This window comes from Streptomyces sp. NPDC059828, assembly GCF_042731955.1.
Classification (GTDB): domain Bacteria; phylum Actinomycetota; class Actinomycetes; order Streptomycetales; family Streptomycetaceae; genus Streptomyces.
In genome coordinates, this window is sequence record NZ_JBHWIW010000061.1 from 13,532 (window position 1) to 37,692 (window position 24,161).

Genomic DNA, 24,161 nt, shown 5'->3' on the forward strand with positions numbered 1-24,161 from the left:
CTGGGGCGTCCGGCTCTGTCACAGCGGCTTCTGGTCCTGGGGTGCCGTGTTCCGGCCGCCGCCATGGCGCCGGTACGCGATGAGCAGGAGCACGGCGATCAGAGGCTGAAGGATGTCGGTGTAGATCGGCTGGACGTTGTTCGGAGCCCTGTTGTCATGGGCGGCGAGCTGCATGATGTGGCCGATGGCGTCCCCCCAGTACAGGATCGCCAGCGCGATGACCGCAGCCGTCATGAAGGAGTCCCGGCGCCAGATGGACAGGAAGCCGATGGTGCCGATCGCGATGTCGGCCCAGCCGACTTCCCACTGGAACGCACTGTGGGCGAAGCCGATGCCGTCGGCGATCTCTGGCGCGTTGGGACCGATGTGTCCGAGGCCGGTGAGCACGGACAGGAGGCCGCTGGCGCCGACGAACCAGAGCAGCCAGATCTCGATGACGCGAAAGCGCGTTCGGCGATTGGGCTGTCGGTCGACGAAGGTGTGGATCAACGGGCAGGCAATAAGCACAACAAAATAGACCACCAGGAACATAAAGGGAGCATAGGTTTGCCGCGCCGCCTGGGATGTTCAGCCGCGACTCGGCTCAACCGAACGGGTACGCGGCAGCCCGGCCCCCGCGGGCAAGGTGTCGCGTTGCCCCGACGGCCGGGCGGACCTGGCGGAGATCCGCGAATCACCGTGGGGGAGCCATGGCCCGGCCGGCGGCGGCGACCAGTGCGTCGGTCGCCTCGATCGCCGTCTCGCGGCGGGCGGCCAAGTCGCGGCGGTCGGTGGCGTCGCGCAGGTCGAACGCTGCCAGGGCTGCCTGACGGGCAGGCTCCGCGAGGGACTGGTCGAGAACGGATACCGCGACCAGCGGGCTGGTCACGGCCGAGCGCGTGCCACGGGAGGCCGTGCGGGCCGCATCGAGGGCCGCCTCACTCGCGCCGTCCAGGCGCAGGACTTCACGATGCCACATGGCTCTCCGGTGGTCGCCGAGGGCGGCCACCAGTTCACCCAGCGCCCGCCGCAGCGCCTCCGCCCGCTGGTCGGCCCGGACGGCACGCTGGGCGATCCGGGCACTCTTGATCTGGAGCAACCCGGTGAGCGCACCCCCGAGCAGTGTGCCGGCCACGGCGATGATGCTGGGCCACATCGCTGAGTCCCCCCTTTTGAACAGCAGCGCGGACAGGCATCGCTGGGGACGCCCGTCATCCGGTGACCGGCACTGTGCTCCTGTCGGGCGGCCTGCACAACTCGACGCCGGGATCGGTCTGACTGCCCTTCACCGATCCGCCGAGTGCGTCGCACCCTTCGACCGTGAAGGCCGGGCGTCGTCGCCTGCGCGGTGGTCGCTCCGATGACGCTCACACTGCCGACGAGAGCATCTGCGGCGAGCGCGCGGCCGAGCCGGCGTGGGCCGCGCAGGGCTTGCCCTTTCTCCGGATGACGACTCCCCTTCACCGGCATGACACCCGCGGCTTCAGCGGCTTCAGCGGCTTCAGCGGCAAACTAGGGGCGGGTGAGGACGACCTTGCCGACGGCCTTGATGCGGCCTTCCTCGTAGTCGCGCAGCACGTCGATGGCGTCCCCCATCGCGAAAGTGGCGCCGACATTGGTGACCAGACGCTTCCTGACGATGGACTCGATGGCCCGGTCCAGCCCACTGGTGTCGGCTATCGCGAACGCGGGCCGCGCGCGCCGCTTCGACACCAGGGCCCCGAGATGCCTGGGACCGGGCGTCATGGTGCGGAAGCAGCCCTTCCGGGAGAGCGCGGCTTCGACATCGCGGTACATGTACCGGTCCGACAGGTCGATGACGGTGTCGAAGCGCCTGCCGCTCCCGGCAAGGGTCTGCGTCCGGTAATCGAGGACCTCGTCGAGTCCGAACGAGCGGAGTGTGTCCGCTGCCGGGCCGCCGGCGACGGCCGTCACGAGTGCACCCGCGTCGCGCGCGAACTGGACGGCGTAGAGCCCGATTCCGCCACCGGCGCCGAGGACGGCGACGCGGTGGCCTCTCTGTCCGTGGCGGGGTGTCAGATACTTGGCGACCACCTTCGCGCCCGTGGCGGCACCCATGGGCAGGGTGCTCGCTTCGGCGAAGCCCAGACCGTCGGGAATGCGGCGCACCTTGCCCTCCTTCACCTTGACGAGGTCCGCGAAGCTCCGGGACCGCGGGGCGGAGAGGCCCGTCACCGCATCGCCGGGCACGAGGGTCGAGACCTCCGGGCCGACGGCGCGGACGACGCCGGCGAAGTCGAGCCCCATGCCCCTCGGGGATGGTTCGAACATGTTCGCCACACCCAGCTCGCCCGTGCGCATCTTGATGTCGGTCGGATTGACCGAGGCGGCCCTGACCTCGACCACGATCTCCTTCGGCCCGGGCGTGGGCTCGTCGACTTCGGCCCATTCGAGCACGTCCGGTCCGCCGCGGTGCCGGTACTGCAGTCGCTTCATGTCGGGGTTCCTCTCCGATATCAATCATCCAGGTCGTATGATTACTGTTCCTGTCTATCACACATGACGTATGATTTGCGCCTGAGCCTCGACATACGGCCTGCACAATCACTCAGACCGGATGATTTACGCGCGTATGATCACCGCATGTCTAACCACCGGCGCCGCCCGGAGCTGAGCAACCCACGGGTCCAGCGCACCCGCGCCCGCGTGCTGGCGGTCGCCCGTGAGCTCCTGCCCGAGGCCGGCCCCGCGGGACTGACCTACGCGCTGCTGGCCGAACGCGCCGACGTCACCCGCCAGACCCTCTACCGACACTGGCCCAACCGCGCGAGCCTGCTGTCCGACCTGCTACTGGAAGGCCCCGACGTGGGCTACCCCGCACCCGGCACCGATGTGCGGACCGTCGCCAGGGAATGGCTCACCAGCCTGCGCGCCGGGCTCAGCGACCGGCCCACCCGCGCCGCCGTGCTCGCCGTCATCGCGCAAACCGACTACGACCCCGACAGCACCGAGGCCCTGACCCGGATCGTCGAGAACCGGCACGCGGCCTTCAACACCCTGCTGGAACCCTCCGGACGGCAGGTCACCGCCGATGAGTACGCGCTGCTGACCTCTCCCGTGCTCTTCCGTCTGATCGTGGAAGGCCTGGAGGTCACCGACCGGTTCATCGACGCCGTGGTCACCCAATGGCTCAGCGGGCCGGGGGAACTCTGACGCATCGTGCCGAATCCCGGCAGGTCGGCGGGTGGTTCGCCGGGCTGTCGCGCGACGGACCGGTATCGTCCGGCGCGACGGGCCGGGCAGCCGGCCTGCGCTCCCGCCCGCGCTGAGGAGGACCGCCGTGAGCGATCGCCGGCACCGCACCGGTCCGGATGACGGATCGGCATCGCAGCCGTCGGCGGGTCATGGCTCTGGCGCACGTGACACGGTGCGTCTCGCGCTGGTGATCGGTGCGCTCGGCGTGGTGTTCGGCGATATCGGGACCAGTCCGATCTACACCCTCCAGACCGTGTTCAACCCGGGCGACCCGCACCCCGTTCCGGTCAGCACGGCGAATGTCTACGGGGTCGTCTCCCTGGTCTTCTGGGCGGTCATGATCATCGTCACGATCACCTACGTCTTGCTGGCGATGCGCGCCGACAACGACGGTGAGGGCGGCATCATGGCCCTGATCACCCTGCTGCGGCGGTGGAACGCCCAGCGCGGACGGCGAGCCGCAGCCGTGCTGGCGGTGCTGGGCCTCTTCGGCGCCTCGCTGTTCTTCGGCGACAGCATGATCACCCCGGCGATCTCGGTACTGTCCGCGGTCGAGGGGCTCAAGGTGGTCCAGCCGTCGCTGGAAGAGCTGGTCGTGCCGATCACCGCAGTGATCATCGTGGTGCTGTTCCTGGTGCAGCGCAGGGGAACGGCGGCGGTCGGCCGGGTCTTCGGGCCCATCATGATCGCCTGGTTCCTCGCCATCGGAGCGTGCGGGGTGAGCGGCATCGTCGACCACCCGGAGATCCTCAAGGCGCTGTCCCCGAGCTATGCGCTGGGCTTCCTGGCCGGCCACTTCGGCATCGCCTTCTTCGCACTGGCCGGAGTCGTGCTGGCGGTCACCGGTGCCGAGGCGCTGTACGCCGACATGGGGCACTTCGGGCGCAAGCCGATCACCCGCGGCTGGCTGTTCCTGGTGTTTCCCGCCTGCATGCTCAGCTATCTCGGCCAGGGCGCCCTGATCCTGGCCGATCCCGCCAATGTCAGCAGCCCGTTCTTCCTGCTCGTGCCGGACTGGGGGCGACTGCCGATGGTGCTGCTGGCCACGGCCGCCACCGTGATCGCCGCGCAGGCGGTGATCACGGGCGCGTACTCGGTCACCTCCCAGGCGGCCCAGCTGGGCTACCTGCCCAGGCTGCGGATCGCGCATACCTCCGAGTCCGCCATCGGCCAGATCTACGTGCCGTGGATCAACTGGCTGCTGATGGTCTCGGTGCTCACCCTCGTCTTCGCGTTCCGCAGTTCCGGGGCGCTGGCGTACGCGTATGGAATGGCCGTGGTCGGGACCATCACCATGACCACCCTGCTGTACTTCTACGTCGCCCGGGCGAAGTGGGGCACATCGCTGTGGCTGATCGGCACCGGCGCCACGGTTCTGCTGGTCGTGGACTTGCTGTTCGTGGCCGCGAACCTGACCAAGCTGGTCCACGGGGCGTGGATCCCGCTGCTCATCGGCCTCGTGGCGTTCACCGTGATGACCACGTGGCAGCGTGGCCGTGCGCTCGTCACCGCGGAGCGCGAACGACGCGAGGGCTCACTGCCCGAGTTCGTGGAGCAGCTGCGCAGCGGGAAGGCGTGGACGCTCCGCGTTCCCGGTACATCCGTGTTCCTCAACCGCGGCAAGCAGACCGCACCCCTCGCCCTGCGCGCGAACGTCGAGCACAACCACGTACGCCACGAGCAGGTCGTGATCCTGTCGCTCGTCACCGAACCCGTACCCCGGGTCCCGGACGACCAGCGGGTCGCGGTCGACGACCTCGGCTACGGCGACGACGGGATCATCCATGTCACCGCCCGGTTCGGTTACATGGAGACGCCGGATGTGCCCGGTACGCTGGCGCTGCTCGACCCGGCCTTGACCGAGGGCCCCTTGCACCTCGACCAGGCCTCCTACTTCCTGTCGAAGATCGAGCTCCGGCGCGGGAAGGCACCGACGATGGCGACGTGGCGCAAGCGTCTGTTCATCGCCACCTCCTACATCACGGCGGACGCCGCCGAGTACTTCGGCCTGCCCCGCGACCAGACGGTCAACATGGGCTCGCACATCGAGGTGTGACGGACCGTGAACCGATCAGGCAGCCGTGACTGACGCGGCCTCACGCGCGGAGCAGCAGGTGGCGCGGGTGCGCGACGAGCCGCGTGGGCGCTACGCGCTCGCGCAGGAGTTCTACCGGGTCGCCACGGGTCCCCGTCGTCGGTACGGCCGTGCCGAACTGAGCTTCATGCACTGGTCAGTGGCGCGTGGTGTGCTCGCGTCGGAGTCCGCGGAACCTGCGGGCAGCCCCTGGTGGCGTGCCGTCAATGAACGGCTTCTGCGGGACAAGGCCGAGGCCCACCTGCTGTGCACCTGGGGTACGGGCACCGCGAGCGCCCGAAGTGTGGAGTCCTGGGTGGAGTTCATCCGGACGCCCAGCCCCGGCCGCTGGTACCAGGCGCACAACGCCAGCATCGTCGCAGGGTATCTGGAGCACGAGGACCTGGCCACCGCAGAGCAGCAAGTGGAGCGGTTCATGATGAACGTGGCGCTGCTCCGCGTCCTCTTCACCCACGCGATGCTCGTACGGCCGCGACTCGCGCTGGGGCGCCTGTCCCCCTTCGGGCCGCCGCTGGCCGACCCGCGCCACCGGACCGTCCAGATGTTCCTCGACCTCGGCCGGTCCTTCCCACCCGTCTACCCGGTGCCGGCACCCATCGAGGACACCATCCTCGACGAACACGCGCTCGCCCGCATGCTCGACTACGGTCTGATCGCGCCACGGCTGCCCGAGCTCTACGCGTTCTCCGCCGAATCGCTCGGCCAACCACGGCTCACATCCCTGCTTGACGAGGGTTTGCCCGCCTACGCCTGGCCACACGGTGACCTGCCGGTCTGGTACATCGGCAACACCGGCCCGCATCTGCGCGCGATCGCCCGCTTCAGCGGAGCCCGCCTGCTCTGGGGGCGCTCCCCCGCGGTCCGTGCGCGACGCGGACGACCCGAGTGACGTGGGTGACGTAGGTGGCACCAGCGACTCAGAGTGACCCAGGCGGCCCAAGCGACACGGGCATCACGGGCGACAGGGGCGACAGGGGCGACAGGGTTCATTTCCTGTGAATCCCAGGCAGCCTCCGGAGAGGGCTTGGAGTGCTGACTTCCAGTCAATTACGATGCGCCCAGTTGATCACTCAGCGTGCGGTTCCGGCCATGATCCGTACACGCCCACAGCGAGTAGCCGCGGGCGCCGACGAACTGAAAGGGACTCAAGAGTGAAACCTGCACTGGTGGTACCCCCGATCTACGCGCCCATCCCGCCCGCGATACATCCGAACCACGCGGCCATCGACGCCCGGACCGCGGCGTGGGCGGACTCCTTCGACATCGGCTCCAAGGAGTGGCGCAGCCGCCTCGTGACCCAGGACATCGGCGTGTTCGCTGCGCGCATCCTCCCCGAAGGCGAGGAGGAGGTCGTCTCGATCCTCTCCGACTTCGTCATCTGGCTCTTCGGCGTGGACGACGGCTACTGCGAGGAAGGCGCACTCGGCAGCAAGCCGGGCGAGCTGGCGGCGGCACTCCAGAGGCTGCTGCGTATCGCGCAGAATCCGGAGGCGCCGATGCTCACGGACGACCCCCTGGCGGAGTCACTGCGGGACCTGACCCTCAGGCTTTCCCGCTGCGCGACCCCCCTTCAGGTCGGACGGTGGGTGGACACCCTTCGCGAGTACTTCTTCGCCGTGGTGTGGGAAGCGGAGAACCGCGCCGCGAGCAGGGTCCCCGACCTGAACGACTACACGCTGATGCGCCTGTACGACGGTGCGACATCGGTGGTGCAGCCCTTCCTGGAGATCGGACACGGATACGAGCTCCAGCCGTACGAGCGGGACAGCCGGGCGGTGCGGGCCGCCGCCGAGATGACCTCGTTCATCACCACGTGGGACAACGACATCTACTCCCACCACAAGGAAAGCCGCGGGACGCACTACTACCTCAACAACATCCGCGTGCTCGAGCACGAGTACGGCCTCAGCCGGGACGAGGCACTGACCAAGGCGATAGCCCAGCGCGATCGGGCGATGTGCCTCTTCATGAGCCTGCGCGCCAAGCTGGAGGACGAGGGCAGCCCGCAGGTGCGGCAGTACCTGCGCAGCCTCGCCGCCTTCATCCGGGCGACCCAGGACTGGAGCGTGAGCTCGCTGCGGTACACCACGCCCGACGACCCGGCGGCTTTGTCCGCGACCTTCACCGACACGCCGACCGACAGCAGCCCCGAGCCCCTGGACATCCCGTCCATCTCCTGGTGGTGGGACCTGGTCCCCGCGGTCCGGACCGAGGCCCTGCGGCCCGCCTGAGCGAAACCGCCGCCGTACCCCTCTGTGTGGTGCCACCGGGGGCTCCAGCACACAGAGGGCCATCCGCGTGACCTGCGGATTTCACCATAAGCTCGCATCCGGACACGCTTGGGCGGCCTCTGGTGACACTCCTGTGACAGTTGGCGGACAGCGCCATGAAATAGCGAGGACAACCTATCTAAAAGAGGCATAAAGGACATGTCGGTCATGGATCTCTGCTTCCGAGGGTGCGAGCAGCGAAGACCGGGCGACACGGACACACACCAGAGGACCAGCCATGAACCACACCCTCGCCACACCGGACACCGCGGCCCCTGCCCCCACGCTGGCCCCGCGCGAAGAGGAGACCCTCCGGCATATCGCCGCGGGACGCACGTACTTCCAGACGGCACGTCACATGGGTCTGTCCACCCACACGGTCGACGCCTACCTCCGCCGCATCCGCGCCAAGCTCAACATCAGCACCACCGCCGAACTCACCCGCATGGCCGTCTCCCTCGGCCTGTGAGGCCCGGAGCACTGCGCGACCGTACGGCTACGCGAAGCGAGAGGTGTCGCCCGCTCCCTCGCGCACGATCTCGGGCTCGCCACTGGAGAAGTCGATGACGGTGGTCGGTTCCGTGCCGCAGTCACCCGAGTCGAGCACGGCGTCCACCACATGGTCGAGCCGCTCCTTGATCTCCCACCCCTGAGTCAGCGGCTCCTCCTCGCCGGGCAGGAGCAGCGTGCTGGACAGCAGGGGCTCACCGAGCTCCGCGAGCAGGGTCTGGGTGACGACGTGGTCCGGGATCCGCACGCCGACCGTCTTCTTCTTCGGGTGCAAGAGCTGGCGCGGCACCTCCTTCGTCCCGGGGAGGATGAAGGTGTAGCTGCCCGGCGTCGCCGCCTTGACCGCGCGGAACACATCGTTGTCGAGCCGTACGAACTGGCCCAGCTGTGCGAAGTTCTGGCAGACGAGGGTGAAGTGGTGACGGTCGTCGAGACCACGGATGGACCTGATCCGGGCGAGGCCGTCCCGGTCCCCCACGCGGCACCCAAGCGCGAAACAGGAGTCCGTCGGATACGCGACGAGAGCGCCGGATCGGATCAGATCGGCCACGCTGGTGATGGTGCGCCGTTGCGGGTTCTCGGGGTGCACGTCGAAGTACTTGGCCATTCACGGAGCCTACGTGATCCGGCTGCGTCCTCCGGCTCCGGAACGCGGAGTACCGGCGGCGGACGAGTACTCAGGCTGCGGGCGGGTCGATGAGCACTCCGGGGTTGAGGATGCCCGCGGGGTCCAGGGCCTGCTTCGCGGCACGCAGGGCGTGGGCGAACGGTTCCGGACGCTGGCGGTCGTATCCCGGGCGGTGGTCGCGGCCCACGGCGTGGTGATGGGTGACGGTCGCACCGAGGTCGCCGAGCACGTCCATGGACGCCTGCTTGATCTCGTCCCACATCGCGACCTCGTGACCGCGGCGTCCGGGCACGATGACGGTGAAGTAGGGCGCGGGGCCGTCGGGATAGACATGGGTGAAGCGACAGTTGATCATGGCTTCGGCGCCGGCCACCCGACGCGCGACCTCGCCCAGTCGCCCGCGTACCGCCTCGTACAGTTCACCGGCGCGGTCCCAGGTGCAGGCGGTTTCGAAGGTCTCGCTGATCACGCTCATCCGGGCGAGTGCGTCCCGTAGGTACGGCATGCGCAGGAACGCCGAACGCCAGGTGCCGGCGGCCGTGTCCGCGCCCGCGTCACTGCCCTCCCGCGTGGGGGAGCCACCGTGGTCGCAGGCGAGCGTGACCAGTTCGGCGAGACGGTCGCCGACGGGGGCGTACGCCGACTCCAGGCCCAGCACGAGCACGCTCTCCCCGCCCCGGGCGACCCCGGCGAGGGCGGCCTCTCCCGGATCGAGGAGCCGGCAGTTGGCGGGGTGGAGGCCCGACTGGGCGATGGCGCGTACGGCGTCGATCGCCGCGGGGAACGAGTCGAACGACACGGTGGCCGAAGCCTTGTGGCATGGCCGGTCCTGGAGTCGCATCCACGCCTCGGTGATCACTCCAAGGGTCCCTTCTGAACCCAGGAACAGCCGGTCCGGCGAGGGGCCGGCCCCCGAACGGGGCAGCCTCAGCGACTCGTTGACCCCCACCGGGGTCAGCACCCGCATCGATTCCACCAGATCGTCGACATGGGTGTAGAGGGTCGCGTAGTGCCCCCCTGCGCGGGTGGCCAGCCAACCGCCCAGGGTGGAGAACTCGAAACTCTGCGGGAAGTGGCGCAGGGTCAGCCCGTGCGGCCGCAGTTGGGCCTCGAGGTGGGGGCCGAGGGCGCCGGCCTGGATCCGTGCCGCCCGGCTGACACGATCGATCTCGAGCACGCGGTCAAGCCCGGACAGGTCCAGGCTGACCACGCCACGATGGCGGTCCGCGCGGTACTCCACTCCCCCGACCACGGAACTGCCCGCCCCGTACGGAACCACGGCCACACCGGCGTCCGCCGCCCAGTCGAGGACGTCGGTGATGTCCTGCTCGGTGCGCGGGAAGGCGACCTGGTCAGGGGCCGGTGAGAGGTCTCCGTGCAGCGCCCGGACGATATCGCGGTACGCCTTGCCGTAGGTGTGGCCCGCGCGGTCGGCCGGGGCGTCCGACAGGAGCGGAGCGAGCGCTGGCGGTGGTGCGACGCGCGACTTCGGCAGCTCGACCGCACGGAGCTCGGGGACCGGTAGCGGCTCGGCCGCGGCTCCCGGGACCAGGGCGCCGAGTGCGGCGCATTCGGTGTCGGGAAGAGCCTTGTCGGTGGAGCCCCAGCCCCACCAGGACCGGTTCGCCGGGGCAGAGGCGGCTTGGACACGGTCGACCATGGGATATGACCTCTCGGTAATTTACCTCTTGGTAAGTTACCTGAACGTATACTCCCTTCCATGAGCACCGCAACGGGTCCGCGGCGCGGAGCTGGCACCAAAGGCGTGCCCCGCGCACAGCGCGAGGAACAGATCGTCGCCGCGGCCATGGAGGAATTCGGCCGCCGCGGCCACGCCGGTGCGTCGATGGCCGAGATCGCCCGCAGCGTGGGCGTCACCAAGCCGATGCTCTACAGCTACTTCGGGTCGAAGGACGGGCTCGCCACGGCCTGTGTGGACCGCATCGGCGCCCGCCTCGTCGAGGCCGTCACCACAGCCATGTCGTCTGGAGTGGGGGACGACCGGCTGGCGCACACCGTGCTCACCGCGGTCTTCGCGACCCTGCGGGGCCAGCGGCGGGCCTGGTTCGTCCTGTACGACCGCACACTGCCCCCGGACTCCGAACCCTGGCTCGCGGCCCGTCGTCACCGCGACACCATCGACGGCCTCGCGGCATCCGGCACCGCGGCGCTGCTGCGCGGGCACGGCAACGACGACGCCCTCGACGCCGACGCCCTCAAGCATGTGTGGACGGGAGTCGTCAGCGCCCTCGTCGGCTGGTGGGTGTCCCACCCGGACGAGTCGGCACAGGACATGGGTGAGCGCTGCGCCCGGCTCCTGTCGGCCGTGGGCAACGGCTCCTGAGGCCTCTGACGCCCCTCGCGCCGAACAGCATGTAGGTCGCAGTGAACAGCGGGGCGCATCGGCACGTATAGACGGAGGACCCCGTATCCGGGGACGCGCACCGATGGTGACGTCGCGTCAGTACGAGCATGGAGGCTGCGGATGAGGCACGCACGACGGACCCTCCAGCGGATCGTCCGGCTGGCGGCCGTCGGCGGGCTGGTCTGCGGCTCGCTGATGGTGTCCAACGCCGTGGCGAGCGAGCCCTCGGGCGGTGCGGCGACCAGATCCGGCACCACCAAGGCCGCGGATCCGGGCGCGGACCCCGCCGTACGCGCGATGACCCGGCTCGGGACCTCCCGTACCGCGGGCACCTGGATGGGGTCGGCGGGCCGCCGGGTCGTGGCCGTGACCGACACGGGCGCGGCGGCGGAGGTACGGCGAGCCGGGGCGGAGGCCAAGGTCGTGCGGTACAGCATGGACCGGCTCACTGCGGCGACCGAGCGGCTGCGGGCGGCGCCCCGGGTGCCGGGCACCGCCTGGGCGGTCGACTACCGTTCCAACGAGATCATGGTCCAGGCCGACAGCACGGTCTCGGCGGACGACTGGGGGCGGATGTCCGAAGTCGCCGAGGGGATCGGTGGATTCGTCACGATGGAACGGACAGCGGGGACCTTCACCACACGGGTGAACGGTGCCGCTCCGATCTTCGCGGACACCAGCCGCTGTTCCGCGGGGTTCAACGTGACCGACGGCAAGGACGCGTACATCCTGACGGCCGGGCACTGCGGCCCGGTCGGCACCGCCTGGTTCGGCGACCGCCGTGGCAATCGGGCAGTCGGCAGCACCACCGCCTCCAGCTTCCCCGGGGATGACTTCTCCCTGGTGCGATACGAAGGCGGGGCGCCGTCCGGGCGACTCGACGTGGTGGAGATCGGCGGCGGTCAGGGAGTACGGATCACGGGGGCCGCCGATCCCGTCGTGGGCCAGCAGGTGTTCCGCAGCGGAAGCACGACAGGGCTGCGCACGGGCCAGGTGACCGCGTTGAACGCCACGGTCAACTACCCCGAGGGAACGGTCACCGGGCTCATCCAGACCACGGTGTGCGCGGAGCCCGGGGACAGCGGGGGTCCGCTGCTGGCCCAGGGGCTGGCGCTCGGGGTCACATCGGGCGGCAACGGGGACTGCACCAGCGGAGGCGTCACGTACTTCCAGCCGGTGACGGAGGCGATGGCGACGCTCGGGGTGAGCCTGGCGGGCCAGAGTGGTTCCGGTGCCGGGAGCGGTTCGGGCCCGCAGACTCCGGGGAACGCGGAAGACCCGGGTGACACCGCGTCCCAGGGACCCGAAGCGGTCGCCCCCGCGGTGCCCGGGCCGCCCGCGGCAGGGGGAACCGGCGGGGTGGGCGGGATCAGCGGCACGGGCATCGTCACCGGGCTCGCATCCGGCCTGGGCCCTCTCGGCGCGGTCGGTCCCGGGCTCGCGGTAGTGATCACGAGCCTGGTCCTGCTGATCGCCAGCCGCTGGATCCAGTCGGCCCAGGGGCGCAGGAACTACCGCGACTACTACTCGCAGACCTGGGCCTGATCCGAGCGGCGCGAGCGGCTACGGGAGCGGTGTTCCGGTGGACTTCGCCATGCGGGCGGGGCGGCTGCCGGGCAGGGAACCGTGCCGGTGCCAGCCTGGTCACGTCATGCGGAACTCCGCTGTCGGACCAGGGCCTGGGGTGTGATGTGCGTGAACCTGCACGATGGCAGGGGCAGGACGCGCGATGCCCGGCGTCCGGGCTATCCGGCGGCGGCAGCGGTGTTCGCCATCGGAATGGCCGGGACGACTCTGCCGACTCCGCTGTACGGGCTCTACCAGGACCAGATCGGGTTCTCCGAGCTGATGGTGACCGTGGTGTTCGCGGTGTACGCCATCGCGGTGATCACCGTGCTGATGGTGGCGGGGAACTACTCCGACGAGGTCGGTCGCCGGCCGGTGATCCTCTGTGCCATGGCGCTGTCGGCCGCGAGTGCCGGGTGTTTCCTGCTGGAGAGCGGGCTGCCGCTGCTCTTCGCCGGCCGGCTGTTCTCGGGGTTCGCAGCCGGGCTGCTGAGCGGAGCGGCCACCGCGGCGGTCATCGAGCTGGCGGGCCCGGAGCGGCGGGCGCGGGCCGCCTTCGCCGCCACCGCGGCCAACATGGGCGGCCTCGGCTGCGGGCCCTTGCTGTCGGGGCTGCTGGCCGAGTACACCCCCTGGCCGCTGGTGCTGCCGTTCCTGGTCCACCTGGGTCTCGTGGCGGTGGCCGGCGTGATCACCTGGCTGCTGCCGGAGACCGTTGAGCACACCAAGCGACTGCCTCCCCTGAAACCCCAGGGGATCAGGGTGCCGCCGGAGGTCGCGGGGGTGTTCACGCCCGCCGCCGCCGCTGCCTTCGCCGGATTCGCCCTGCTCGGCCTGTTCACGGCGGTGGCGCCGAGTTTCGCCGCGCAGACACTGGGGGTGCACAACCTGGCGGTTTCGGGTGCCGTGGTGTTCTCCGTGTTCCTCGCCTCGACGCTCGGGCAGGCCCTGACCGGGAAGTTCGGCGCACGCCGGGCGCTGCCGGTGGGGTGCGCCGTGCTCATCGTCGGGCTGCTGCTGGTGGCCTCGTCGCTGATCGCCGCCTCATTGCCGCTGCTCGTCATGGGCGCGCTGTGCGGGGGCACGGGTCAGGGGCTGGCCTTTCGCGGGGCACTCACCCTGGTCGGCGGGGCCGCACCGGCGGACCAGCGCGGCGGGACCATCTCGGCGTTCTTCGTCGTCGCCTACGCGGGAATCTCCGTGCCGGTGGTGGGTGTGGGCGCCATGGCGATGTGGCTGGGACTGCGCGACGCCGGGCTGGTCTTCACTGCGTGTGTGGCGGTGCTGGCGGCGTGCGCCGGTGCGTATGCGCTGTGGCGTCCGCCGTCGGAGGCGTAGCGAGCGGACCGTGAAGGTACATGGGTCCGTGTTTCCTGATAACTGCCCATGTGAGCGCTTACCTGCTGCACCATGTCAGGCATCCGCGGTGCGCAGACGCGGATGTGGGGGGTGCGGGATGGAGCCGCTGAAGCCGCTGGAGGCCGGGGACCCGCGGGAAGTGGGCCCGTACCGGCTGGTGGCACGGCTCGGGGCGGGCGGGATGGGACGGGTGTTCCTGGGCCGCTCGCGCGGTGGGCGGGCAGTGGCCGTGAAGGTGGTCCGCCCGGAGCTGGCGGAGGGAGCCGAGTTCCGGGAGCGGTTCGCTCGCGAGGTGGCGGCGGCTCGCAGGGTCAACGGCGTCTTCACGGCAGGGGTCGTGGACGCCGACCCTGAGGCTCATCCGCCGTGGCTGGCCACCGCGTATGTGCCGGGTGTGTCCCTGGACGTGGCCGTGGCACGTTCGGGAGCCTGGCCGGAGGCACCGCTGATGTCGCTTGCCGCAGGGCTGGCGGAGGCGCTGGAGGTGATCCACGCCGCCGGTGTGGTCCACCGCGATCTGAAGCCCTCCAATGTGCTGCTGGCCGCGGACGGCCCCAGGGTGATCGACTTCGGCATTTCGGTGGCGAGCGAGCTGAGCGGCATCACGCGTACCGGCGCGGTGATCGGCACCCCTGGGTTCATGTCTCCCGAACAGCTGACGGGTGCGCATACGGGTGCGGAATGCGATGTGTTCGCGCTCGGCGCCGTACTGGCCTTCGCCGCGTCGGGCACGGGCCCCTTCGGCTCGGGCTCCGCCCAGGGCCTGATGTTCAGGATCGTGTACGCCGAGCCCGAGCTGGACCCCGTACCGGCGGGGCTGCGCCCGCTGGTGGCGCGTTGCCTGGCCAAGGATCCCCGGGACCGCCCGACGGTCGCGGAGGTGCTGGCGGCGGTGGCCGGATCGGCGGAAGCCGCGCGGACGACAGTGGTGTTCACGGATGCCGCGTGGCTGCCGCGGCCGGTGGCCCTGACCGTGCGCGAGTACGCCAGGACCGTCGCCGTGACCACGGCATCCGGAGTGCCGCACGGTGGCCCGGTGCGACCGGACGTGCCCCCGCCGCGAGGCGGGGCGCCGATGCCTCCAGCCGTACCACCGACTCCCCCGCCTGCTCTTCCCGCGACTCCCCCACCTGCCTGGGCGCCGTATCCGGCATCGTTCCCGGCGCCGGTGCCCGGAGCCTCACCAGGCTCCCCCTCGGGCCGCCGGTGGCTTGCCCTCGCGGCGTCGGCCGTGGCGGTGGTGGCCGTGGGAGTCATCGCCTGGCAGGCAGGAGCCATCCCCGGCTCCGGACGGTCGTCGTCATCGGGGGCGGCCTCGGGCGGCAGCTCGGCCCACACGTCCGCACCGGTCTCCCCCTCGGCCGCTCCGTCGGAGTCCTACTCGTACGCCCCCTCCCCCGTGGCTTCCGCCGCGATCTCCCCCACAGCCTCAGCGGCCTCACCGACGGAGGCGGGTACCGAGGAGGGCGGGGCAGAGGCGGTGGCCGGAAGCTGGCTCGGCACCTATGTCTGCAATCAGGGCATCACGGGACTGTCCCTGACCATCGAGGACGAAGGCGGTGGCGTCGTGTCGGCGCTTTTCCGCTTCTTCCCCGATCCCTCCAATCCGCTCGTCCCGCGCGGCTCGTTCGCGATGCGCGGGACCTTCCTGGACGGCGAGCTCGCCCTGCGCGGCGCCTACTGGATCGAGCAGCCTCCGGGCTTCCTGATGGTCGACCTCGCGGCGGAGTACGACCCGGGGACGCCGGGCCATCTGGACGGTGTGGTGTACGGCGCGAACTGCCTCAGCTTCTCCGTGGCGCGCTCCTGATCCGGGCTGCGGCAGGGCCGAGGCCTGAACTGCCCATTTCGGACTCTTGTGTCAGCAATTACAGAAAGCGGCACTCGCCGTGGACCATGATGATTCAGGTGCTAGAGACGCCCCTGCGGATATTCCCCTTCATCGATGAACCGCCTCACACGGGATCCTTCTCTGGCGAATCATGTGAAAGAGCGGCATTGTGTGGCTTTTCCACGCCCCCAGCGGCCACACCCAAGGCCCTCCACCATCGAGCTCTGGGACTCCAACGCAAAGGCGGGCATTCCCTCAAAAGGTCTCATGCAGATGATTGATCTGACATTTCGGATATACCATACAAATGGTACCTTCTGCGATATCTACGATCCCATTGCCGATATCGCGGCAGCATGCAACTACGCGGCCGACCGCTCCGGGTCCATGGACAACGTCAACGGCGCCTACTGACGCTTCGCTGGTCCGTTCGCCCGGGGAGTGGGACGCTGGAGAGCGGGGGACCGCGGCCGAGGAGACTCGGGAGGGCCGATGGGGCGCGATGTCCCGGCGCTGGTGTTCACCCGTGATGACCGCCGCCGATACCGGAACAAGATGCAGCAGTGCCTCGACGCGTTCGCGCAGATGCTGCGGGACGAGCGCTTCGAGGCCGAGCGGCCCCAGGTGGGTCTGGAAATCGAACTGAACCTGGTGGACGGGGCCGCCGAACCGACCATGCGGAACACCGACGTGCTCGAGGCGATCGCGGACTCCGCCTGGTCGAGCGAGCTCGGGCGGTTCAACCTGGAGATCAACGTCCCTCCTCGCGAGCTGACCGCAGGCGGCCCCGACTCCTGGGAGAAGGAGATCCGGGACGCCCTCAACCACGCCGAGGAGCGGGCTGCGGCCGTCGGGGCGCACCTGGTCATGGTGGGAATACTGCCCACACTGCGGCAGCACGACGTGAGCGAGGCGGCCCTCTCGGAGAACCCCCGCTACCGCCTCCTCAACGAGCAGGTGTTCGCTGCCAGGGGTGAGGACCTGCGGATATCGGTTGACGGCGTGGAGCGGCTGAGGACGTACGCGGACACGATCACACCGGAAGCCGCCTGCACCAGCACCCAGTTCCATCTCCAGGTGGCCCCGGACGAGTTCGCGCCGTACTGGAACGCGGCGCAGGCGATCGCGGGGGTGCAGGTGGCCCTGGCGGCGAACTCTCCGTTCCTGTTCGGCAAGGAGCTGTGGCGCGAGACCCGTATCCCGCTGTTCGAGCAGGCCACCGACACCCGTCCGGAGGAGATCAAGGTCCAGGGGGTGCGCCCGAGGGTGTGGTTCGGGGAACGGTGGATCACCAGCGTCTTCGACCTCTTCGAGGAGAACGTGCGCTACTTCCCGGCACTGCTCCCGTTGTGCGAGGACGAGGAACCGCTGGAGACCCTGGACCACGGCGACACCCCCGAGTTGGGCGAGCTCACCCTGCACAACGGGACGATCTACCGCTGGAACCGTCCGGTGTACGCGGTCACCCACGGCCGTCCCCATCTGCGGGTGGAGAACCGGGTGCTCCCGGCCGGGCCCACGGTGGCCGATGTGCTGGCGAACGGCGCCTTCTACTACGGACTGACACGGGCACTGGTCGAGGAGGACCGGCCGGTGTGGTCGCGGATGTCGTTCTCGGTGGCCGAGGACAATCTGCACGAGGCCGCCCGGCAGGGGATCGACGCACGGCTGTACTGGCCGGGTGTGGGTGAGGTGCCGGTGGCGGAGCTGGTGCTGCGGCGGCTGCTGCCCATGGCGCACCAGGGGCTGGAGCTGTCCGGCATGGACGCGGCATGGCGGGAGCCGCTGCTCGGCATCATCGAGCAGCGATGTGTGAACGTCCGCAACGGTGCGGTGTGGCAGGCCGAGATGTACCACCGGATCGCCGGTACCAGCCATGTCGACGATCATGAGGCGTTGCGGCTGATGACGCGGCAGTACATCGACTACATGCACCTCAACGCTCCGGCGCACACCTGGCCGGTGGACTGACCGCCCTGCGAGGGCCCGCCGCCGTCGCGCCGGCGGCCGCCGCTCCGGTCTTCCGCCGGGTCCCCTTCACCGGTCCCGGCGGCCGGCTCACCCCGGGAACAGCGTCGCCCCGGCCCACACCAGTGCGAGCCATCCGCCGACGACCGCGAGGGCGATGAGGAGCGCGCCCACCACCGCACCGGAAGGCAGCGGGTCGGGGGTCGCGGGGGCGGGGGGTTCCACGGGACAGCACTTCGAGCAGTGCGGCTCACTCATGCGTCAGAGAATGCCGAGCGCCACGGCTTACCGGTATGCGCGATCCGGACTATCTCGAAGGGTCCTTCAAGAGCCTTGACACTCCCGTGCCCGGGGTGATCCTGTACACGCCGCGCAGGATCAACGCCCCTGGGGCGCTTGGCCGTTGACATCTCGGGGGATCCCCGGGGGTCTCAGGAATCGGGGAGGCATCTCATGACCACTGGAGGCGACGCCGACCGGGGAGCAGACGAGGCGCCGTCCGGCCGGTCTGCCGTGTCCGATGTGCCCGTCGTACCCGGACCACCCCGGCTGCCCGGGCTCGGCAACCTTCCGGCGTTCGCCCGCGACCCGCTGGGGTTCTTCGTGAGACTCCGGGAACGCGGGGACATGGTGGCCTGGCGGCTGGGGCCGCAGCGCGCGCTCTTCGTATCGCGTCCGGAGCACATCGGTGAGCTGCTGACCGGAATCGAGACGGTGTTCAGCCATCCCGAGCTGGGGTGGGCGTTGAAGTTGGTGCTCGGGGACGGTGTGGTGACCTCGGAGGGCGCTGACTGGCGGCGCAAGCGGGCGCTGGTCCAGCCCGCGGTGCGACCGCGCCAGGTTCGTACGTACGCGGAGACGATGGCGGCCTGCGCCGCCGAGGTGGCGGACACCTGGCGGCCGGATCGCGTGATCGACGTACGGCGGGAGATGCTGGCGCTCACCCAGCGGATCGCCGTGCGCACGCTGTTCGGTGCGGACACGGCCGGGCGTGAGGAGGTGATCGGGACGGCGATGGATGTGGCTCAGCGGGCGATCGGCGACGAGTTCCGCGGTATCACCTTGTTCCTTCCCTCCTGGGTGCCCACACCCGGGCGGCGGAGGCTGCGCAGGGCGGTCGACGTGATCGACACCGAGGTCGGGCGGGTGACCGGTGGGCGGCGCCGCGGCGGCGGGGGACGGGACGATCTGCTGACCAGACTGCTGGCCGCCCGGGACGAACGGGGAATGCCGCTGTCCGACAAGGAGGTGCGTGACGAAGCGGTGACTCTCTACATCGGCGGGCACGAGACCACGGGCACCACCCTCACCTGGGCCTGGTACCTGCTGTCACGCAACCCCCTGGCCCGCGCGCGGCTCGGGGAGGAGCTGGAGCGGGTCCTCTGCGGTCGCACCCCGCAGTTCGACGACCTGCGTCTGCTCCCGTACACCGAACAGGTGGTCAAGGAGACCCTGCGGCTGTATCCCCCGGTGTGGCTGATGACGGGCGTCGCGAGGGAGGGCTCGACCCTCGGCGGCCGTCCGGTCCCGGAAGGGACGGTGGTGTGGTCGAGTCAGTGGAGCGCGCATCGCGACCCGCGCTGGTTCCCCGAGCCGGACGACTTCCGCCCGGAACGCTGGGACACGGCTGACGGCCCGGTGGCTCCGGACCACGCGTGGTTCCCCTTCGGCGGGGGCGCGCGGGCGTGTCTGGGAGCGCGGTTCGCGATGGTGGAGGCGGTCCTGGTGCTGGCGGCGCTCGCGCAGCGGTTCCATGTGGACGTGGAGCGGGGCGAGGTGCCGGCGAAGCCGGGGCTGACCCTGCAACCCGGCGCTCCGGTGAGGGCGGTGCTCCGGGCGGCATTCTGAGGGCTGAGGTGAGGCCGACGCGCCCGCGGTGTCCCTCTGCGCCCATCGCCGCCGACATATGCCAGGAGCACCACCATATCGAGTGTTGCCAAATCCCTTACGCGCCCTTGCACTCTGTGCAACAGTCGTAACTGGTCCATCTCTTACGACTTGGCCATGCGCGCCTGTAACGGAGTACGACATGCCGTCCCATCTGTTCGCGGAACGTTCCGCCCAGCCACCCGGGCGCGACACGGTGGACTCGTTGATCTCGCAGACCCGTCGGCTGCGTGGTGACGTGGACGCGGTGCGCAGGGACGCCATAGTGGACGAGGACGATCCACAGGTGCGCTGGCAGCGGGCACTGTGCGATCTGGCGGTCCATCAGCTGGACGACCTCGGCACCCATCTGGGCCAGCTCAAGGATGGGTTGCCGCCCTTCGAACAGGGATCCGAAGCCCCTGATGACGCCCCCCCACCGGAGACCGGGTCCCTGCTCAGCAGAGTCGGTACCGCGGAGTGGAACCTCCTCAACGACCAGGTCCGTTGGTCCGATGAGCTCCAGCAGATCTTCGGCCGGCCGGCCGAGAGCGGTCCGATGTCCCTCGACGAGCTGCCATCCATGGTGTTCGCCGAGGACCAGGGCCTGCTGACCTCCATGGTGACGGACTGTCTGATCGACGGGAAGCCCATCGATGGCGAATTCCGTATCGTCCGGTCCGACGGCCGAGTGCGCACCCTGCACATGACGGGCGAACCAGTGCTCGACGCGGACGGGTGCACGGCGTCGATGTGGGCGGTCTTACGGGACGTCAGCGAGCTGCGCAGGACTCAGCGCGCCGTGCGTGAATCGCGTGACACGCTGGCCCGCAAGCAGCACGTCGACCGCACCGAGCGCCGGATCGCCACAGAGCTCCAAGAGGCGGTACTGCCGTCCTGGCGCGACAGCGGTGAGGGCCCCGTTTCCCTTGACACGGCGGGCCACTGCCTTGCGGCGGCGGACAGTGCTCTGATCGGCGCCAACTGGTTCGACGCGGTCGAGCTGCCGGACGGTGGCGTGGTGCTGAGCGTCGGTGACATCACGGGCAGTGGGGTGACGACCACGTCCACGATGGCGATGCTGCTCGGGGCGTTGCGCGGTATGGCCCTGGCAGGTGTCCGGCCCGGTGCGCTGCTCGGACACCTCAACCAACTGCTCGACGCATCCGCTCAGCCGGCCCTGGGCAGCGCACTGTGCTGCCACTTCGATCCAGCGACGAGGACACTTCAGTGGGCGCAGGCCGGAAGCCCCGCCCCGCTGCTGTTCCGCGACGGGACGGGACGGGTGCTGACACCACCGGCGGGAATGCTGCTCGGAGCCACATCCGGCGCGAAGTACGAGCAGGCCGAGGCGCGACTTCGCTCCGGTGATCTGCTGGTGTTCCACACGGACGGACTGACCCGGGGTGCCGACGCACGCGAGGGGTCGAGGGCCGATCGCTTCTTCGCTCTGGCATCCCGCTTCACCGTGGCCCGCGCAGCACAGGACTGCGTGCGGTCGATCGTCGAGGAGTTCGGCGAGAGCGAGCCCGGCGACGATGCCTGTGTGATGGCGGCCAGGGTTCGCTAGCGCCACCAGGATCCCGTCCACTGCCGGTGTTCCCGCTGTTTCCGGCGCTCCGGGCCTCACGTGTCACCGACGGCATGGCGCCGTTCAGATTCCCACGCTGCGAGCGCGCTTGGACGGGCTGTTGGGCAGGGCGAGCTGAATCTCCTCGCGGAGGTCCTGAATCTTCGCGTACTCCGCGTACTGGCCGGTGAGCCGGTACATCTCGCGCAGCCGGTCCCAGGTGCGGTGGGAAGAGGTCTCCCCCATCGACACCAGGGCCAGCCGGGCGTACCGGTCCGCCTGTTCCGGGTCATCGGCGATGAAGCAGGCCGAGGCCAGGGAGATGTAGTCGAAGATCTTGGACCGCTGACGGCCGCCTTCCCTCAGCTCGAGCGCCTGCCTGGCGTGGCGCTGCGCGGTGTTCGCGGCCGCGGCGTCGTGCTCGGCGAGGGTGCGATACGCGAGGGCCTGCATACCGTGCAGGTCGGCCTCGTCGAAGAGCTGCATCCAACTGGGCGGGGGTACATCGCCCTTGTCGGCCACGAACAGCTCTTCGGCCTGTCCGAGGGTGCGGCGCATGGCCTGGCCCCGCCCCATGGAGGCCTGTGCCCAGGCTTCGATGGTGAGCAGCATCGCCTGCGTACGCGGAAGGGTCTCCTCACCCGAACCGGACTTGGCGAGCTCCATGAGGTCGAGGGCGTCGTCGGGGCGACCAAGGTGCACCATCTGGCGAGCGGCCCTGGAGAGCGCCTCTCCCGCACGGGGACGGTCGCCGCCCTCACGGGCCGCGTGGGCGGCGATCACGAAGTACTTCTGCGCCGTGGGTTCGAGACCGACGTCGTGCGACATCCAGCCGGCCAGGACGGCCAGGTTGGCGGCCACGCCCCAGAGGCGCCGCTGGAGATGGTCGGGGTGCCGGTAGGCGAGCATTCCACCCACCTCGTTGAGCTGGCCCACGACCGCCTTTCGCTGGAGACCCCCGCCACGGGAGGCGTCCCAGGCGCGGAACACTTCGACGGAGTGCTCCAGCGCCTCTACTTCCTCCGACCCGATGGGTGCGGCTTCGTAGCGGTCGAACCCTGCCGCGTCGGCGAGCAGGGTATGGGCGGCGGAGGCCCCCTGGGAGGTACGCATGGTTGCGGGGTCGGTATGCAGCCACTCGTACATGGCACTGCTGATTGCGGAGCCTGCGGCGAGCGCGGCACCCGCGCCCACCAAGCCGCGTCGGTTGAGCATGAGGTCCATTCCCGTGAATTCGGTGAGGACCGCCGCCGTACGGTCGGGTGCCCAGGGCAGGCCGTCAGGGTTCTGCGTGTGGCTGACGTCCCGCCTGCTGCCTGTGCGCTTCTGCCGTACGAGACCGAGGTCCTCGATGGTCACGACACGGCCGAGTCGTTCGGTGAACAGAGCCGCCAGCACCCGCGGCACGGGATCGCGTGGGGTCTCCCCCATGTCGATCCAACGCCGCACCCGCGAGGTGTCGGTCGCCAGCTGCGGATGGCCCATGGCCGCCGCGTGCCGGTTCACGAGCCGTGCGAGTTCGCCCTTGGACCAGCCGGCCAGGCCGAACAGGTCGGAAAGACGGGTGTTGGGTTCTCCGGTCACGTCAAGCCCCCAGGTTCTCGGCTGAGTTGACAGTAACCCCCTGTCAGATGCGTTGCGACTATTCGCCAGGGTTCGCCAGGGTCCGCCAGATGGTGTGCCACCTGCGCCCGGGTGTCAGGTAGGAACGCGCCACCCCGCCCCGGGGCCGACCGCATTCCCCAGGGTGCCGAAGGCTTCCAGGGCAGGGCAGCGCACGCGACTTGTCGGCACACGAAGGGATCTGCTCACCCATGTACACAGCATCGTCCTCCGTGTCCGCCCCGCCCCGGCCGCAGACGGTCGTCCCGGTCGGCGGCAGGACGTTTCTCGACCCCTCCCCCGCCGCCGCACGGTCCCGGCGCTGGCCGGCGACCACAGGCCAACCGCTCAGTGGGAGAATCGACTTGTCCGGCCCCCAGGGCGCGCAGTTGCGCATGGCGATCGCGTCGGTACACCGGATCTGCCCGGAGTTCAATCCGGTTCAGGTGCTGCGCAGGAGCGGACGCTCGGTCCTCCTGGTCGGCAGCACCGGGCGCGCCACAGCGGTGGCCAAGTGTTTACTCGACCAGTCCCAGGTATGGGCAGAGCGGTTCCAGCACGAAATAGCTGCTTATCGTGCGTTCGTCCGGCACCGCCCGCCGGTGCGGGTGCCTCGGCTGATCGCCGCGGATCCGGACAACTGCACACTGGTGATCGAGCGTATGGCCGGCCGTCCCGCCGCCCTCGTACGACATCCCTCCGATGCCCCGCCGCGCGCGGACGTACGGGCGGTGCTCGGGGCGATCACACGGCTCAACTCCTGGCGGCCACCGGCCGGTATGTTCGACGCTCCGCTCGACTACGCCACCCGGATCTCCCGCTATCACGAGCTCGGGCTGTTCACCGACCGTGATCTGGGCGATCTCCAGAAGCTGCTGCACGGAGTCGCCCACGCGGGCGGGCGGCAGGGTGTGGGGCAGTTCTGCCACGGCGACGCGCTGCTGTCGAACATCCTCCTGGCGCCGACCGGCCCCGTGCTGGTCGACTGGGAGCACGCGGGCTGGTATCTGCCGGGGTACGACCTGGCGACCCTCTGGGCCGTCATGGGCGACGCGCCCCTCGCGCGGCGCCATATCAGCCAGCTCGCCCAGCAGTCGGGGCCCGCGGCGCGGGATGCCTTCCTGGTGAATCTGATGCTGGTGCTGACTAGGGAGATCCGCACCTACGAGACGGCCGTGCAGCGGACGATGCGGGAGGCGGACCCTGCCAGGACCGTGCCGCAGCACCCTGGCGGGATGTCGGTCGGAGAAGAGCAACGGCTGTTGCTGCGCCGGCTGCACGACGACTGCGCGCTGGCACGGCGGGCCGTGCGCGCCGCGGTCGGCACACGCTGACC

Annotated in this window: 21 protein-coding genes; 14 read left to right on the plus strand and 7 right to left on the minus strand. The window is 69.8% G+C overall.

Translation table 11 applies throughout. The features are described from left to right. Positions 1-18: 18 nt before the first annotated feature. From ACFV6V_RS28025 to ACFV6V_RS28035, 3 genes are all read right to left on the minus strand, one after another. Complete coding sequence (locus ACFV6V_RS28025) at positions 19-531, minus strand: DUF6790 family protein (RefSeq protein ID WP_385570341.1); 513 nt, start codon at positions 529-531, stop codon at positions 19-21. 142 nt (positions 532-673) lie between these two features. Next, complete coding sequence (locus ACFV6V_RS28030; protein ID WP_385570342.1) at positions 674-1,135, minus strand: protein kilB; 462 nt, start codon at positions 1,133-1,135, stop codon at positions 674-676. 356 nt (positions 1,136-1,491) lie between these two features. After that, positions 1,492-2,436: an NADP-dependent oxidoreductase gene (locus tag ACFV6V_RS28035; protein WP_385570345.1), complete on the minus strand. Its 945-nt coding sequence runs from the start codon at positions 2,434-2,436 to the stop codon at positions 1,492-1,494. Positions 2,437-2,583: 147 nt separating this feature from the next. Between ACFV6V_RS28035 and ACFV6V_RS28040 the strand changes: the two genes are divergently transcribed. From ACFV6V_RS28040 to ACFV6V_RS28060, 5 genes are all read left to right on the plus strand, one after another. Continuing rightward, positions 2,584-3,153, plus strand: a complete 570-nt coding sequence (locus ACFV6V_RS28040; RefSeq protein ID WP_385570347.1) for a TetR/AcrR family transcriptional regulator — start codon at positions 2,584-2,586, stop codon at positions 3,151-3,153. Between the two features lie 127 nt (positions 3,154-3,280). Beyond that, positions 3,281-5,251, plus strand: coding sequence for a potassium transporter Kup (locus tag ACFV6V_RS28045; RefSeq protein ID WP_385570350.1), 1,971 nt, complete (start codon positions 3,281-3,283; stop codon positions 5,249-5,251). A gap of 25 nt (positions 5,252-5,276) precedes the next feature. After that, positions 5,277-6,179, plus strand: coding sequence for a hypothetical protein (locus ACFV6V_RS28050; protein WP_385570353.1), 903 nt, complete (start codon positions 5,277-5,279; stop codon positions 6,177-6,179). Between the two features lie 262 nt (positions 6,180-6,441). After that, positions 6,442-7,521, plus strand: a complete 1,080-nt coding sequence (locus ACFV6V_RS28055) for a selina-4(15),7(11)-diene synthase (protein ID WP_385570355.1) — start codon at positions 6,442-6,444, stop codon at positions 7,519-7,521. A 277-nt stretch (positions 7,522-7,798) separates the two neighbouring features. Further along, on the plus strand, positions 7,799-8,029 hold the full coding sequence (locus ACFV6V_RS28060; protein WP_385570358.1) for a response regulator transcription factor: 231 nt from the start codon (positions 7,799-7,801) through the stop codon (positions 8,027-8,029). A 27-nt stretch (positions 8,030-8,056) separates the two neighbouring features. On the opposite strand, the gene ACFV6V_RS28065 is transcribed toward ACFV6V_RS28060, so the two are convergent. Together ACFV6V_RS28065 and ACFV6V_RS28070 are read right to left on the minus strand one after the other, a co-directional pair. After that, a complete protein-coding gene (locus tag ACFV6V_RS28065) occupies positions 8,057-8,677 on the minus strand; it encodes an L-threonylcarbamoyladenylate synthase (protein WP_385570360.1) in 621 nt (206 codons plus the stop codon). A 70-nt stretch (positions 8,678-8,747) separates the two neighbouring features. Next, complete coding sequence (locus tag ACFV6V_RS28070) at positions 8,748-10,358, minus strand: FAD-binding oxidoreductase (RefSeq protein ID WP_385570363.1); 1,611 nt, start codon at positions 10,356-10,358, stop codon at positions 8,748-8,750. Positions 10,359-10,418: 60 nt separating this feature from the next. Between ACFV6V_RS28070 and ACFV6V_RS28075 the strand changes: the two genes are divergently transcribed. From ACFV6V_RS28075 to ACFV6V_RS28100, 6 genes are all read left to right on the plus strand, one after another. Continuing rightward, positions 10,419-11,042: a TetR/AcrR family transcriptional regulator gene (locus ACFV6V_RS28075; protein WP_385570365.1), complete on the plus strand. Its 624-nt coding sequence runs from the start codon at positions 10,419-10,421 to the stop codon at positions 11,040-11,042. A gap of 141 nt (positions 11,043-11,183) precedes the next feature. Then, positions 11,184-12,608, plus strand: a complete 1,425-nt coding sequence (locus ACFV6V_RS28080; RefSeq protein ID WP_385570368.1) for a S1 family peptidase — start codon at positions 11,184-11,186, stop codon at positions 12,606-12,608. Between the two features lie 150 nt (positions 12,609-12,758). Beyond that, positions 12,759-13,967 (plus strand): MFS transporter, encoded by a 1,209-nt coding sequence (locus tag ACFV6V_RS28085; protein ID WP_385570371.1) that lies wholly within the window; start codon positions 12,759-12,761, stop codon positions 13,965-13,967. A 118-nt stretch (positions 13,968-14,085) separates the two neighbouring features. Further along, the gene (locus ACFV6V_RS28090; protein WP_385570373.1) at positions 14,086-15,798 is read left to right on the plus strand and encodes a serine/threonine-protein kinase; all 1,713 of its coding nucleotides are present in this window, start codon (positions 14,086-14,088) and stop codon (positions 15,796-15,798) included. A gap of 135 nt (positions 15,799-15,933) precedes the next feature. After that, on the plus strand, positions 15,934-16,233 hold the full coding sequence (locus ACFV6V_RS28095) for a hypothetical protein (protein WP_385570375.1): 300 nt from the start codon (positions 15,934-15,936) through the stop codon (positions 16,231-16,233). 78 nt (positions 16,234-16,311) lie between these two features. Continuing rightward, complete coding sequence (locus tag ACFV6V_RS28100; RefSeq protein WP_385570377.1) at positions 16,312-17,790, plus strand: glutamate--cysteine ligase; 1,479 nt, start codon at positions 16,312-16,314, stop codon at positions 17,788-17,790. Positions 17,791-17,877: 87 nt separating this feature from the next. On the opposite strand, the gene ACFV6V_RS28105 is transcribed toward ACFV6V_RS28100, so the two are convergent. Next, positions 17,878-18,045, minus strand: coding sequence for a hypothetical protein (locus ACFV6V_RS28105; protein WP_385570380.1), 168 nt, complete (start codon positions 18,043-18,045; stop codon positions 17,878-17,880). A 195-nt stretch (positions 18,046-18,240) separates the two neighbouring features. Between ACFV6V_RS28105 and ACFV6V_RS28110 the strand changes: the two genes are divergently transcribed. Together ACFV6V_RS28110 and ACFV6V_RS28115 are read left to right on the plus strand one after the other, a co-directional pair. Continuing rightward, on the plus strand, positions 18,241-19,635 hold the full coding sequence (locus tag ACFV6V_RS28110; protein ID WP_385570382.1) for a cytochrome P450: 1,395 nt from the start codon (positions 18,241-18,243) through the stop codon (positions 19,633-19,635). A 181-nt stretch (positions 19,636-19,816) separates the two neighbouring features. Next, positions 19,817-21,223 carry a PP2C family protein-serine/threonine phosphatase gene (locus ACFV6V_RS28115; RefSeq protein ID WP_385570384.1) on the plus strand — a complete coding sequence of 469 codons (1,407 nt, stop codon included), beginning with the start codon at positions 19,817-19,819 and terminating at the stop codon, positions 21,221-21,223. Between the two features lie 84 nt (positions 21,224-21,307). On the opposite strand, the gene ACFV6V_RS28120 is transcribed toward ACFV6V_RS28115, so the two are convergent. Next, positions 21,308-22,807, minus strand: coding sequence for a hypothetical protein (locus tag ACFV6V_RS28120; RefSeq protein ID WP_385570387.1), 1,500 nt, complete (start codon positions 22,805-22,807; stop codon positions 21,308-21,310). A gap of 230 nt (positions 22,808-23,037) precedes the next feature. Between ACFV6V_RS28120 and ACFV6V_RS28125 the strand changes: the two genes are divergently transcribed. Next, the gene (locus ACFV6V_RS28125) at positions 23,038-24,159 is read left to right on the plus strand and encodes an aminoglycoside phosphotransferase family protein (protein WP_385570389.1); all 1,122 of its coding nucleotides are present in this window, start codon (positions 23,038-23,040) and stop codon (positions 24,157-24,159) included. Positions 24,160-24,161 lie beyond the last annotated feature (2 nt).